This is a genomic window from Saccharopolyspora sp. NPDC050642 (genome assembly GCF_040654735.1).
GTDB lineage: Bacteria > Actinomycetota > Actinomycetes > Mycobacteriales > Pseudonocardiaceae > Saccharopolyspora > Saccharopolyspora elongata.
This window is the reverse complement of sequence record NZ_JBFAIN010000002.1, coordinates 518,161-531,044: the sequence shown is the minus strand read 5'-3', so window position 1 is coordinate 531,044 and position 12,884 is coordinate 518,161. Positions and strand designations below refer to the sequence as shown.

10 protein-coding genes and 1 tRNA gene are annotated in these 12,884 nt (G+C 69.1%); 4 read left to right on the top strand and 7 right to left on the bottom strand.

The window, feature by feature from the left end; all coding sequences use genetic code 11:
• Positions 1-127 precede the first annotated feature (127 nt).
• Genes pknB through AB0H93_RS06190 form a run of 7 tightly spaced genes read right to left on the bottom strand, consistent with a single transcriptional unit; the run spans position 128 to position 9,551 of the window.
• Positions 128-2,083 carry a Stk1 family PASTA domain-containing Ser/Thr kinase gene (pknB, locus tag AB0H93_RS06220; protein ID WP_358568169.1) on the bottom strand — a complete coding sequence of 652 codons (1,956 nt, stop codon included), beginning with the start codon at positions 2,081-2,083 and terminating at the stop codon, positions 128-130.
• A 37-nt stretch (positions 2,084-2,120) separates the two neighbouring features.
• Positions 2,121-3,434 carry a serine/threonine-protein kinase gene (locus tag AB0H93_RS06215; RefSeq protein WP_358568166.1) on the bottom strand — a complete coding sequence of 438 codons (1,314 nt, stop codon included), beginning with the start codon at positions 3,432-3,434 and terminating at the stop codon, positions 2,121-2,123.
• Positions 3,435-3,437: 3 nt separating this feature from the next.
• The gene (locus tag AB0H93_RS06210; protein ID WP_358568163.1) at positions 3,438-4,892 is read right to left on the bottom strand and encodes a penicillin-binding protein 2; all 1,455 of its coding nucleotides are present in this window, start codon (positions 4,890-4,892) and stop codon (positions 3,438-3,440) included.
• Positions 4,889-6,298, bottom strand: coding sequence for an FtsW/RodA/SpoVE family cell cycle protein (locus AB0H93_RS06205; protein WP_358568160.1), 1,410 nt, complete (start codon positions 6,296-6,298; stop codon positions 4,889-4,891). The genes AB0H93_RS06210 and AB0H93_RS06205 overlap by 4 nt, the downstream gene beginning before the upstream one ends.
• Entirely contained in the window at positions 6,298-7,683 is a 1,386-nt protein-coding gene (locus AB0H93_RS06200; RefSeq protein WP_358568157.1) for a PP2C family serine/threonine-protein phosphatase, read from the bottom strand. The genes AB0H93_RS06205 and AB0H93_RS06200 overlap by 1 nt, the downstream gene beginning before the upstream one ends.
• Positions 7,680-8,144: an FHA domain-containing protein gene (locus AB0H93_RS06195; protein ID WP_358568154.1), complete on the bottom strand. Its 465-nt coding sequence runs from the start codon at positions 8,142-8,144 to the stop codon at positions 7,680-7,682. Before AB0H93_RS06195 ends, AB0H93_RS06200 begins: the two co-directional genes overlap by 4 nt.
• A gap of 45 nt (positions 8,145-8,189) precedes the next feature.
• Positions 8,190-9,551 carry a DUF3662 and FHA domain-containing protein gene (locus AB0H93_RS06190; RefSeq protein WP_358568151.1) on the bottom strand — a complete coding sequence of 454 codons (1,362 nt, stop codon included), beginning with the start codon at positions 9,549-9,551 and terminating at the stop codon, positions 8,190-8,192.
• A 212-nt stretch (positions 9,552-9,763) separates the two neighbouring features.
• On the opposite strand from AB0H93_RS06190, the gene AB0H93_RS06185 reads away from it, so the two are divergent.
• The 4 genes from AB0H93_RS06185 to AB0H93_RS06170 all read left to right on the top strand — a co-directional run bounded on the left by AB0H93_RS06185 (position 9,764) and on the right by AB0H93_RS06170 (position 12,704).
• Positions 9,764-9,846 (top strand) — tRNA-Leu (locus AB0H93_RS06185).
• A 625-nt stretch (positions 9,847-10,471) separates the two neighbouring features.
• A complete protein-coding gene (locus AB0H93_RS06180) occupies positions 10,472-10,918 on the top strand; it encodes an HD domain-containing protein (RefSeq protein WP_358568148.1) in 447 nt (148 codons plus the stop codon).
• 18 nt (positions 10,919-10,936) lie between these two features.
• Positions 10,937-11,704, top strand: a complete 768-nt coding sequence (locus AB0H93_RS06175) for an alpha/beta fold hydrolase (RefSeq protein WP_358568145.1) — start codon at positions 10,937-10,939, stop codon at positions 11,702-11,704.
• A gap of 211 nt (positions 11,705-11,915) precedes the next feature.
• On the top strand, positions 11,916-12,704 hold the full coding sequence (locus AB0H93_RS06170) for an IclR family transcriptional regulator (RefSeq protein ID WP_358568142.1): 789 nt from the start codon (positions 11,916-11,918) through the stop codon (positions 12,702-12,704).
• The last annotated feature ends 180 nt before the right edge of the window (positions 12,705-12,884 follow it).

Below are 12,884 nucleotides of genomic sequence, written 5' to 3'. Positions count from 1 at the left end.
TCCCAGCCCGGCCGCGGTGCTCCCCAGGTGCCGGTCGCTGGACGCCTCGCGGGATTTTTCGTCCGAAAAGCGGAAGGGCACCTGCGCCCGGTCATGCCGGTGGCAGGTGCCCTTCGCGTCGAAGCGGTCAGCCGAACGGCGGGAAGAGCCCGCCGTCGGCCGGCGTGCTGGTGGTCGGACTCGTGGTGTAGTCGCCCACGTACAGCGTCACCGGCTGGTCCTTGCCCACCTTCTGCCCGGAGGACGGCGATGAGCCGACCACCTTGCCGTCCATGTTCTTGTCCGTGGTCGTCTGGTCGGACTCGTTGATGCTGCCGTTCCAGCCGAGGCTCCGCAGGGCCTGCTCGGCCTGGCTGGGCGTCATGCCGACCAACGACGGGATGCTGATCTGCCCGCCGTTGGACACCACCAGGACGATCTCGCTGTTCGGCTTCGCCTTGCTGCCGCCCGACGGGGACTGCTCCAGCACGGTGCCTGCGGGCTGGTCGGAGTCGCGGTCCTGCTTGCTGACCTTGAACCCGGCGCCGACCAGGTAGGCCTTCGCCGTGTCGAAGGGCATGCCGACCACGTTCCGGACGTCGACCATCCTGGGCGCCTCGCCGATCACGACGGAGATCGTGGTGCCCTGGGTGACGGTCTCGCCCCGCTTGCTCCAGTCCATGACCTTGCCGACCTGCTTGGAGTCGTCGGTCTCGCGGTACTCCGGCGTCAGCCCCAGCTTCAGCCCGGCCTCTTCCAGCTTCTTCTGGGCGTCGTCGATGTTCAGGCCGGTCAGGTCCGGCACCTGCACGCTTCCCGGCCCGGTTCCGGCGCAGAGCCTGATCGACTGGTTCTCCTTGACGATCTGCGTCCCCGCCGATGGGTCCTGGCGGACGACCTTGTTGACGTCGTCGACGTTGGACGGTGCCAGGCACCAGGTGATCCGCCACTGCTTGGAATCGGCCTCGGCCTGCGCCGCTGCCCGGGTCATGCCGTAGAAGTTCGGCGCCGCCTCCGTCTTCGGCGCCGAGGTGAACGCCCACGTCGCCAGCCAGGCGGCGAGCGCGAACACGAGCACGCAGGCCGTCGTGATCAGCGCGATCATCCGGTGCTTGCGGCGCTTGCGGTCGCCTTCGGCGTCGACCTCTTCTGGCTCCCGCTCCACCGACCGGTGGCGGCCCGGCGTCAGCAGCTCGGTCGCCGAGGTCTGCGTGAGCATCGCCGTCCGCTCGTCCTCGGACATGATCATCGGCGCCTTCGGGCGCTGCCCGGAGAGCACCCGCACCAGGTCGGCCCGCATCTCGGCGGCCGACTGGTAGCGGTTCGCCGGGTTCTTGCTCAACGCCTTGAGCACCACGGCGTCCAGCGAGGCCGGCGTCGTCGGGTTGACGTCGGAGGGCTTGCGCGGCTCCTCCCGGACGTGCTGGTAGGCCACCGCGACCGGCGAGTCGCCGGTGAACGGCGGCTCCCCGGTGAGCAGCTCGAACAGCACGCAGCCGGAGGCGTAGACGTCGCTTCGCGCGTCCACCGCCTCGCCGCGGGCCTGCTCCGGCGACAGGTACTGCGCGGTTCCTATCACCGCGGCGGTCTGCGTCACCGCGGCCTGCCCGTCGGCCAGCGCGCGGGCGATGCCGAAGTCCATCACCTTCACGGCGCCGCCGCGGGTGATCATGATGTTGGCGGGCTTGACGTCCCGGTGCACGATGCCGTGCCGGTGGCTGAAGTCCAGCGCGGCCGACGCGTCCGCCATGACCTCCATGGCCCGGCGCGGCGACAGCGGGCCCTCGGTCTTGACGATGTCGCGCAGCGTCCGGCCGTCGACGTACTCCATCACGATGTACGGCAGCGGCCCGCTCTCGGACTCGGTCTCGCCGGTGTCGTAGACGGCCACGATCGCCGGGTGGTTCAGCGCGGCCGCGTTCTGCGCCTCGCGGCGGAACCGCAGCTGGAACGTGGGGTCGCGGGCGAGGTCGGCGCGGAGGATCTTCACCGCCACGTCGCGGCTCAGCCGGGTGTCGCGGCCGCGGTGCACCTCGGACATACCGCCGTAGCCGAGAGTCTCACCGAGCTCGTAGCGGTTGGACAGAAGTCGAGGTGAACTCATCGAAGCGTCGTTCCGATCCTTGTCAACGATCGTCCCATCATGCCGAGTCGCCCAATCCGATCGGTACCGGCCGGGCGACCAGCGGTGTTCCCCCGAGTTCCGTGTCCGGCCACCCCGCCGGCGCCGCCCCGATCCCGGGCGCGAGCCGTAGCGAAGTCTGGCCCAAAGCAGCTGCCGAATCCAGGTTGTGCGTTGTCACAGTGCCGGATTCGACCAATCCCTCGTTGAAGTTGACCACCCAGTACGTGGCCACCCCGACGGCGAGCAGCAAGGCTATCGCGAGCACCGCCACCAGCAGCCAGACGACGATCTTGTTCGTGCGCGGTGCCGCCGCCTGCGGAGGCGGCAGTTGCGGTGCCGGCGCCTGCGGCGGGATCAGCCCCGGCGGGTACGTGTTGCCCATCGGCGGCAGCTGCGCGGGCATCTGGTGGACGCCCGTGTTCGGCACGGCGACGTTGAGCTGCTGCTGCTGCCGCTGTTGCGGCACCACCAGCGAGGACGGCGTGGGCAGCGGCCGGCCCGCGCGCACCGCGGCGACGGCGTTGGCGAACTCGCCGCCGTCGGCGTAGCGCCGCCGCGGGTCCTTCGCCAGCGTCGCCTCGATCAGCGCCCGCACGCCCGGCGGCACGTCCGGCGGCAGCGGCGGCGCGATCTCGCGGATGTGCATCATCGCGACCGTCACCGCGTTGTCGGACAGGAACGGGCGGTGACCCATCAGGCACTCGTAGCCGACCACGGCCAGCGAGTACACGTCGCTGGACGGCGTCGCGTCGTCGCCGAGCGCCTGCTCCGGCGCGATGTAGTGCGCGGTGCCCATCACCATTCCCGAGCGGGTCACCGGTGCCGCGTCGGCCGCCTTCGCGATGCCGAAGTCGGTCAGCTTCACCTTGCCCTCGGGCGTGATCAGGATGTTGCCCGGCTTGACGTCCCGGTGCACCAGGCCGCGTTCGTGCGCGGCCTGCAGCGCCCGTCCCGCCTGCTCCAGCATGTCCAGCGTGTGGTCGGTGTTGATCCGGCGCTCGCGGGCCAGGATCGCGGCCAGCGGCTCGCCCTCGACCAGCTCCATCACCAGGTACGCGGTGTCCTCCGGCCCATCCGGGATCGCGGCGGTCTCACCGTAGTCGTGCACCGCGGCGATCCCCGGGTGGTTCAGCGACGCGGTGGTGCGGGCCTCGGTGCGGAAGCGGTGCAGGAACTCGGCGTCGCCGCACAGCTCCGCCTTGAGCACCTTGATGGCGACGGTCCGGTCCAGCCGGACGTCCACCGCCTGCCACACCTCGCCCATCCCGCCGACGGCGATCCGCTGGCCGAGCCGGTACCGGTCGGCGAGTAACTGGCCGGTGGTCAGCACGGGTCAGCCACCCCCCTGCAGACCGGCCCGGATGACCGCGCGGCCGATCGGAGCGGCGATGGAGCCACCCGTGGCCTCGGTGCCCTCGTCGCCGCCGTTCTCGACGATCACCGCGACGGCGATGGTCGGGTTCTCCGCCGGGGCGAACGCGACGTACCAGCCGTGCGGCTGGTCCTTGGCGTCGCCGTGCTGGGCGGTACCGGTCTTCGAGGCGATCTCGACGCCGGAGATCTTGCCCTCGCCCTTGGTGTTCTTCTCCGACTGGATCATCATGTCGCGCAGCATCGCGGCGACCTGCGGGGAGACGGCCTCGCTCATCTCCTCCGGCCGGAGGGTGTCCAGGTCCGACATGTCCGGCGCGCGGGTCGCCTTCACCAGCTGCGGCTGCATCAGCTTGCCGCCGTTGGCGATCGCGGCGGCCATCATCGCGTTCTGCATCGGCGTGACGCGGACGTCGCGCTGGCCGATGCCGCTCTGGTACAGCGAGGCCGCGTCGGCCATCGGGCCGAGGTCCGACTTGGCGACGGTCATCGGGATCTGCAGGTCCTGGCCGAAGCCGAACGCGGCGGCGGTCTTGCGCATCTTGTCCGGCCCGAGCTCCCCGGCGATCTTGGCGAACGCGGTGTTGCAGGAGTGCGCCAGCGCCTTGGTCAGGGTGTTGCCCGCGCACTGCTTGCCGCCGTAGTTCGGCAGCTGTGTGCTGCTCTGGGGCAGCGTGATCGACGCGGCGTCCTCCACCTGGCTGTTCGGGTTGTACCCGTTCTCCAGCGCGGCGGCCGTGGTGATCAGCTTGAACGTCGAACCGGGCGGGTAGATCTCGGACACCGACCGGTTCGCCATCGGCCGCTCCTTGTCGGCGTCCAGCTTGTTCCACTCCGCGGCGACGGCGTTGTTGTCCGCCGAGGCCAGCGGGTTCGGGTCGTAGGACGGCGCGTTGACCATCGACAGGATCTCGCCGGTCGACGGGTTCAGCGCCACCACCGAGCCCTGGAAGCCCTTCTTGGTCAGCTGGTCGTAAGCGACCTGCTGCATCGCCGGGTTGATGGTCAGCTCAACGCTGCCGCCGCGCGGCTCGCGCCCGGTGATCATGTCGGACAGCCGGTCGAACGCCATGCTGTCGTCCGTGCCGTTGAGGATCTTGTCCTCGGCGCGCTCGATGCCGTTGGAGCCGTAGTAGAACGAGTAGAACCCGGTCACCGGCGCGTACAGCGGCCCGTTCGGGTAGTTGCGCACGAACTTGAAGCGGTCGTGCTCGTTGGGGACCGAACTGGCCAGCGACTGGCCGCGGGCGGTGATCTGCCCGCGCTCCCGGGCGTACTCCTCGTACAGCGTGCGCTTGTTGAGCGCGTGATCGCGCAGCTCGTCGGCCTGGATGACCTGCACGTACGTCGCGTTGCCCATCAGCAGCACGACCATGACCATCATCGCCAGCGCCACCCGGCGCAGCGGCTTGTTCATCGGGGACGCTCCACCAACTCGGTATGTGCCTCCGCGATCGGGGCCTGCTTGGCCTTCGGCTTCGCGGGCGCCTGCGGGCGACGCGCGGCGTCGGAGACCCGGAGGAGCAGCGCGATCAGCATGTAGTTCGCCAGCATCGACGAACCGCCCGAGGCGAGGAACGGCGCGGTGAGACCGGTCATCGGGATGAGCCCGGTGGAACCTCCGGTGACCACGAACAGCTGCAGCGCCACGGTGAACGACAGACCGCCGGCGAACAGCTTGCCGAACGAGTCGCGCACCGCCAGCGCGCTGCGCAGCCCGCGCATCATCAGCAGCAGGTACAGCATCAGCAGCGCCATCAGCCCGGTCAGGCCGAGCTCCTCGGCCAGCGACGGGATGATGAAGTCGCTGAACGACAGCGGGGTCAGGTTCGGCATGCCCGAGCCCAGCCCGGAGCCGCCGATCCCGCCGTTGGCCATGCCGAAGAGAGCGGAACGCAGCTGGTCGTTCGCCGCTCCCTCGGTCAGCGGGTCCAACCAGGTGTTCACCCGGGCCTGGACGTGGTCGAACAGGTTGAAGGCGATGATGCAGCCGAGCGCGAACATCGACAGGCCCAGGAAGACCCACACCGCGCGCTCGGTGGCGATGTAGATCATCACCAGCACGATGCCGAAGAACAGCAGGGACGTGCCCAGGTCCTTCTCCAGCACGACGATGCCGATGGACAGCAGCCACGCCGCGATCACCGGGGCCAGGTCCCGCGGGCGCGGCCAGTCCACGCCCAGGAACCGCTTGCCGGCCGTGGTGAACAGCTCCCGCTTCGACACCAGGAACGAGGCGAAGAACACCAGCAGCAGGAGCTTGGCGAACTCGTTCGGCTGGATGGACACGAAGCCGAGGTTGATCCACAGCTTCGCGCCGTTGGCCTCGGAGATGCTCGACGGCAGCAGGCCGGGCAGCGCCAGCAGCGCCAGCCCGACGAAACCGCACGTGTAGCCGTACTGCGCCAGCGTCCGGTGGTCCTTGACGAACACCAGCACCAGGATGAACAGCACCACGCCCGCCGTGGTGAACACGATCTGCTTGGGCGTGTACGGGGCGCCGACCACCGGTGCCAGGTCGAGCCGGTGCAGCATCACCAGGCCCAGCCCGTTGATCAGCGACACCAGCGGCAGGATCAGCGGGTCGGCGTACGGCGCCCAGCGGCGCACGCCGAAGTGCGCAGCGCCGTAGAGCGCGAGGAACGCGAACCCGTAGTAGAAGAGCTCCCGGGAGATCGTCTGCTCCTGCGCGAGCTCCACGAGGATCAGCGCGAAGGTGACGATCACAGCCGAGCAAACCAGCATGAACAGCTCGGTGCCCCGCCGAGTATCGACTCGGGGGGCCCCGCTGGCAGCTCCGGTCGTAGCGGCCGGTTGTGCCATCAACTCACCATCCGGCAGGTCACGCCCGGCTTCTGCTCCTCCGTCTGCAGCGGGGTGGCGTCCGGAGTGGACTCGGGCGGCTGGGGCTGACCCGGCGGCACCTGAGGCGGCTGCGGCTGCTGCACGGGCGGCGGCGTCGGGGTTTCCGGCTGTTGGCATTCCGGCAGCAGCGCCGTCATCCGGAGCCGCCGCATCGCCTCACGGGCCTCCTGCAGCCCGTTGACCTCGGTGATGCCGTTGCGGACGTCCGGCCGCTGGGCCTCCTGCAGGTCGGTCACCTTGATCGGCGTGCAGTCCTGCGCCGAGTCCGCCGGGCAGGACGTCTCGACCTGCCAGTTCAGCGAAACGCCGAGCATGCTGCCCTGCACGCCTTGGTAGATCACCACCTCGTCGGCGCGGTTCGCACCGATGTAGTACTGGTTGAGCACCCACCAACGCCCGACCAGTGCGATTGCGGCCAACACGATGAGCACGCCGCACGTCACCAACAGCGAACGGAGCCAGCGACGCTTGCGCGGCCGCTCCGCCGGAGGTGAGGTGGGCTCGAAACGCTGCGGCTGCGGCCGCGGCATGGTCACCGCGGATGCGCGCGCCGCCGACGAATCGGGTTGCGGATGCTCATCGCCATTTCCCGCCGCGCCCCCGACGATCGGGGCGTCGTCGCCGAACTCGACGTCGACGACGTCGGCGATGATCACGGTCACGTTGTCCGGACCACCGCCCTTGAGGGCGAGCTCGATCATCCGGTCCGCGCATTGCTGCGGGTCCGGGATGCGCAGCGCCTCCGCCATCGTCTCGGTGCTCACCGGCCCGGTCAGGCCGTCCGAGCAGAGCAGGTAGCGGTCGCCGGCGCGGGCTTCCCGGATCGCCAGGCTCGGTTCCACCTCGTGGCCGGTCAACGCGTGCAGCAGCAGCGAGCGCTGCGGGTGGTTGGCGGCCTCCTCCTCGGTGATCCGGCCTTCGTCGATCAGCGACTGCACGAAGGTGTCGTCGTGGGTTATCTGGGTCAGCTCGCCGCCGCGGACCAGATAGGCCCGGGAGTCGCCGATGTGCACCAAGCCCAGCTTGCTGCCTGCGAACAGCACAGCGGTGAGCGTGGTGCCCATCCCCTCCAGGTCCGGGTCGTTGGCCACCAGCTCGGCGATCGCACCGTTGCCGGCCAGCACCGCACCGCGGAGCTGCCCGAGCAGGTCGTCGCTGGGCTCGTCGTCGTCCAACGGCGCCAACGCCGCGATGACGACCTTGCTGGCGACCTCACCGGCGGCATGTCCACCCATGCCGTCCGCGAGGGCGAGTAGTCGTGGGCCGGCATAGACCGAGTCCTGGTTGTTGGAGCGCACCAGGCCGCGGTCGCTGCGGGCTGCGTAGTGAAGGACGAGGGTCATGAGCGCAGCTCGATCACCGTCTTGCCGATTCTGATCGGAACGCCGAGCGGGACCTTGGTCGGCCCCGTGACCTTCGCCCGATCGAGGTATGTGCCGTTAGTGGAGCCTAGATCCTCCACGTACCAATCGGAGCCTCGAAGCGACAATCTCGCGTGTCGTGTCGACGCGTAGTCGTCGTCGAGGACCAACGTGGAGTCGTCGGCGCGGCCGATCAGGATCGGCCGGCCGTCCAGGGAGATGCGGGTGCCGGCCAGAGCGCCGTGCGTCACCACCATCTGGCGGGGCGCCTTGCTCTTGCCCCGGGCCTGCTTGCCCGGGAGCCGACTCGCACCTGGAATCGGGACCCGCATCCCGGACGCCGAGTAGAGATCCGAGCGAACCACGCGAAGCGTAGCCAGCACGAACAACCAGAGCAGGGCGAGAAACCCTGCTCTGGTCAGCTGAATCACCAGCTCTGGCACTTGTTGTGAACGCTCCTACTCGTGTCCGGACGCGGATTTCCGCGCTCAGGCCTGCTGAGCCCGGAAGACCAGGGACGAGTGGCCCACCCTGATCACGTCGCCGTCTGCCAACTGCCAAGTCTGCACCGGCGTGCCGTTCACCGTGGTGCCATTCGTCGAACCGAGATCGGCCAACATCGCGCTCTGGCCGTCCCAGGTGATCTCGATGTGCTTGCGCGACACACCGGTGTCCGGCAGGCGGAACTGACCCTCCTGGCCCCGGCCGATGATGTTCGAGCCGTGCTGCAGCGTGTACGAGCGGTTCGAACCGTCGTCGAGGTGCAGCGTCGCGGTCATCTGCCCGCGCGGGCCGCCCGCGGCGAAACCGCCGCTCTGCGGGAAGGCGCCGCCGGGCTGCTGGCCGTAGCCGCCCTGGTCCGGGAAGCCGCCGGACTGCGGGTACGCCCCACCCGGCTGCTGGCCGTAGCCCTGGTCGAAACCGGGCTGGCCGTAGCCCTGGTCGTAGCCCTGCTGCGGCTGCTGACCGTAACCCTGGTCGTAGCCCTGAGGCTGCTGGCCGTAGCCCTGGTCATAGCCGCCGGGCTGGCCGTAGCCCTGGTCGTAACCCTGCTGAGGCTGCTGGCCGTAGCCGCCCTGGTCGTAACCGGGCTGCGGCTGCTGGCCGTAACCCTGGTCGTAACCGGGCTGCTGCGGCTGCTGACCATAGCCCTGGTCGTAGCCCTGAGGCTGCTGGCCGTAGCCCTGGTCATAGCCGCCGGGCTGGCCGTAGCCCTGGTCGTAACCCTGCTGAGGCTGCTGGCCGTAGCCGCCCTGGTCGTAACCGGGCTGCGGCTGCTGGCCGTAACCCTGGTCGTAACCGGGCTGCTGCGGCTGCTGCTGGCCGTAGCCGTAGTTGGGGTCTTGGCCTTGGCCGTAACCCTGGTCGTAGCCGTACTGCCCCTGCTGGTTGTACGGATCTCCCTGGGGGTAGTGGCCTGGTGGCTGGCTCATGGGTCGGTCTCCTGCGGTACGCGGTTGTGCCGGCCGTCGAGTCACGTCGGGGTCGACGGTCGAGCTGATTCGAAACTGTCCCGTGTGCAGCGTCTCAGAGCGCTCCAGGGAGACTACGACGTCACCATATGTGTCCCACCCCTGCTCGGTGAGATGCTCCTGAACGCAGTCGGCGAGGAGGTCGGTCACCCGGGCCTCATCGCCGGTGAGCCGATCGTGGTCGGATGGGCTCAGTTGCACCACGTAGTGGTTGCAAGCGAGCAGCCGTCCCCCGGCGAGCTCCCGGACCTGCAGCTCGGCTTCCCGCTGCAGAGCCTGGGCGACCTCCTGAGGGACGACCTTTCCGCCGAACACGCGCGCAAAGCCGTTACCGACGATGCCTTCGAGTCGGCGCTCAAAGCGCTGCACGAGGCCCACGGCAAAATCCCTTCACGCGTACGACTCCTGGCGACCATCGTATCTGGGCCAACGGGTCAAGACACCGCCCTGTTCCCAACTCGTCCAACCCCCCGCCGAACCCCCTCGTCAGCCCGTGCTAATCTTCTTCTCGCCAACAGGGCAGCGGGAAGCGAAAGCGACCCCGGTGCCAAGGCCCGGAAGAGAGCAAGGTAAGCTTCCAGGCAAGCCACGGGCGAGTGGCGGAATGGCAGACGCGCACGGTTCAGGTCCGTGTGTCCGAAAGGACGTGAGGGTTCAACTCCCTCCTCGCCCACTCGGAAGAGGCCCCCCGGCTCATGCTTCGCCGGGGGGCCTCTTCCTATATCTATACGGGGGCCGAGCCCCCGTAGGCCCCCACGGTGCGGTGGGCGCTTTTCGTGCTGCTCCTCACCTCTCGAGCGTTCCCGGCCTGCTCAGCGACCAGCCTGTGGGGTACGTCGCTTCTTCCTTCTGTTTCTCCCCGGCTTCCTGCTGTCTCTCCTTCCTTCTGGCTTGTGCCTGGTCGTTGCTTCTCTTCTTCGTTTCTCCGCGGCTTGGACTCTCCGTCTTCCGTTCTCCGTGGCTTGGGGCCTCGGCCCTTCGGGCCTTGGGGGGCTTGGCCCGTGGGTTTTGTGGCTCTTCTTTCTTTTCTTGGTGTTCTGCTGTTCTTGCTGGTCGGGGGCGTGCGTGTTTTGGGTTGCCATGGCGCCCCAAAGCGCTCACGGCCCCGTGACCAGCAGGAACCACGGGTGCTTCGCTCGGGGTGTGGCGAAGGTCGCTTTTCCTGCTCGTTGTTGGGTTTTCGGTGGTCCGGGCCGCCTTCTGCGCGTGGTTTGGGGGATTTGGGGCTTTGGTGACGGGTTCTTCTTCAGCGGACAGCGAACAGGTTTCTTCTTCGCGGTCGGTTGTACGGTTTCGGTGTGATTGGTCCGGTTCTGGGGCTCGATGAGGTCGCTTCCATCGCCGCTCGCGCTCATCTCGGGCAGGTCGACAAGGCCGGGCGGCCCTACGTCGAGCACCTGGCCGCCGTCGCTTCCGGGGTTCGGGAGCGGGGCGGCAGCGATGCGCAGGTCGCCGCCGCCTGGTTGCACGACGCCGTCGAGGACGACGCCCTTTCCGAGGAGTGGCTGCTGGCCGCCGCCCTGCCGCCCGAGACCAAGGCGATCGTGCTGGCCGTGACGAAGCGGGCCGGTGAGGATCCCGCCGACTACGCTGCCCGGATCTTGGGAACTCCTGGAGCACTGCTGGTGAAAGAGGCCGATCTGGCGCACAACGCCGATCCCGCGCGGTTGGCCGCGCTGGACGCGGTGACGCGGGAGCGGCTTGAACGGAAGTACGCGCGGATGCGGGCGCTGCTTGGGTTGTGAGCTGACAGGGGGACTTCCGTGACTCGGTGGGAACGACTCGGCCTGCAGTGGCGGGAGACCGGACATCCCGACGCTCCCGTCCTCGTGCTGTCCAACGCGCTCGGCTGCACCTGGGAGATGTGGGATCCGCAGCTCGACGCGCTCAACGGCGCGTACCGCGTGGTTCGGTACAACCAGCGCGGACACGGCGAATCCCCGGTGCTGCCCGGTCCCTACACGCTGCCCGAGCTCGGTGCGGACGTTCTCGCGCTGCTCGACCACCTGGCGGTGCCGCGGGCTTCGTTCATGGGTTCCTCGCTCGGCGGGATGATCGGGTTGTGGCTGGGCGCGCACGCCGGCGACCGCATCGAGGCGTTGACCATCTGCTGCAGCTCGGCCTGGCTGGGGCAGGAGCAGGTCGAGCTCGACCGGGCCGCCGCCGCCCGCGAGCACGGCACCAACGAGCTGGTCTCGCCGACCATCGAGCGTTGGTTCACCCCGCACTTCCGCGAGTGCCATGCCGAAACCGCCATCTACTCCGCGATGATCGCCAGCATCGACGACGAGGCGTACGCGCTGTGCTCGGAGCTGACCGGCCGCGTTGATCTGCGCGCCGACCTGCCCGCCATCACCGCGCCGACGCTGGTCGTCGCCGGGGCCGAAGATCCCGTCACGCCGCCGGAGCACAGCGCCGCGATCGCCGCCGGGATCGGTGCCAACGCCCGGTTGGAAGTGCTGCCGCACGCCGCGCACCTGGCCAACGTCGAACAGGCCGAGGCGTTCACCGCCCTGCTCGGCCTCGCCTGATGGCCGCTCCGATACCTCGTCGGTGCGCGGTAAAACAGATCTTGGCGACAGCCGCGGACTGTGCTGGGCTTTGCGCATCGTCGGGGTCGACACTGGAGGCGGGCACGTGCATGTCCTCGCAGCGGCACAGCCGCTCAGCCCGCCCTCGCAGCTTGCTCCGCTACCGGCACCGCTACGCAGAACAGTTCGAGCACCTGCACGGGAGGAAGTCATGGCGGGCAACAGCCGGGATCCTGGCCGGTCGGTCACGGCTCGGGCGCTCAGCGTCCTCACCGCCTTCGACATCGACCACACCCGGCTCACCCTCACCGCCATCGCCCGGCGTGCGGAGATCCCGCTGGCCACGGCGCACAGGCTGGTCCGCGAGCTGGAGATGTGGGGCGCGCTGGAGCGCGACGGCGACGGCCGCTACGCGATAGGGCTGCGGCTGTGGGAGATCGGGCTGCTGGCGCCGGTGAACAGCCGGCTCCGCGAGATCGCCCTGCCGTACATGCAGGAGCTGTGCCAGAACACGCACGACAACGTCCACCTCGCGGTCCGCGACGGGCTAGAGGTCGTCTACGTCGAGAAGCTCACCACGCCGCGGGCCGTGCCGATCATCTCGCGAAGCGGCGGCCGGCTGCCGTTGCACTCGACCGGCGTCGGCAAGGTGCTCCTCGCTCATGCGCCGAGCGCGGTGATGCACCAGTACTGCGAACGCGGGCTGTCCCGTTACACCGCTTACACCATCACCGAGCCCGGTCGGCTGGGGCGCGAGCTCCAGACCGTGCGAAGCCGGGGATTCGCGCAGGCCAACGAGGAGATGACGCTCGGGAACTGCTCCGTCGCGGTTCCGGTGCACGACGTGGGCGGCACGGTCGTCGCGGCGCTCGGCGTGGTGGCGCACAGCGTCCGCGCGGAGGTTTCGAAGCTGGTCAAGCCGCTGCTGCCGGCCGCGGAGGGCATCCGCCAGCGGCTCGTCGAGCAGGAGCGGATCAACCTCGACCTGCTGTCCCACTGACCGCCCCACCAGTGGTCGTTCTGCGGGACCTGCCGAATTCGGCTTGGGTGGTCGCGGAAAACCCGATTGGCAGGTGCCGTACCGGCATCACCTGAATGGCGGCATCGCTGGGCTGAAGTCCTGATGTCATTCATCGACCAGTCACCGACCGATGCCCGCCGCCGGTCGCAGGGACCCCCG

Excerpts from the sequence above, each read along its gene's own strand:
- AB0H93_RS06205 (WP_358568160.1), bottom strand. The coding sequence starts at position 6,298 with ATGGCACAACCGGCCGCTACGACCGGAGCTGCCAGCGGGGCCCCCCGA.
- AB0H93_RS06170 (WP_358568142.1), top strand. The coding sequence starts at position 11,916 with ATGGCGGGCAACAGCCGGGATCCTGGCCGGTCGGTCACGGCTCGGGCG.
- pknB (WP_358568169.1), bottom strand. The coding sequence starts at position 2,083 with ATGAGTTCACCTCGACTTCTGTCCAACCGCTACGAGCTCGGTGAGACT.
- AB0H93_RS06210 (WP_358568163.1), bottom strand. The coding sequence starts at position 4,892 with ATGAACAAGCCGCTGCGCCGGGTGGCGCTGGCGATGATGGTCATGGTC.
- AB0H93_RS06200 (WP_358568157.1), bottom strand. The coding sequence starts at position 7,683 with ATGACCCTCGTCCTTCACTACGCAGCCCGCAGCGACCGCGGCCTGGTG.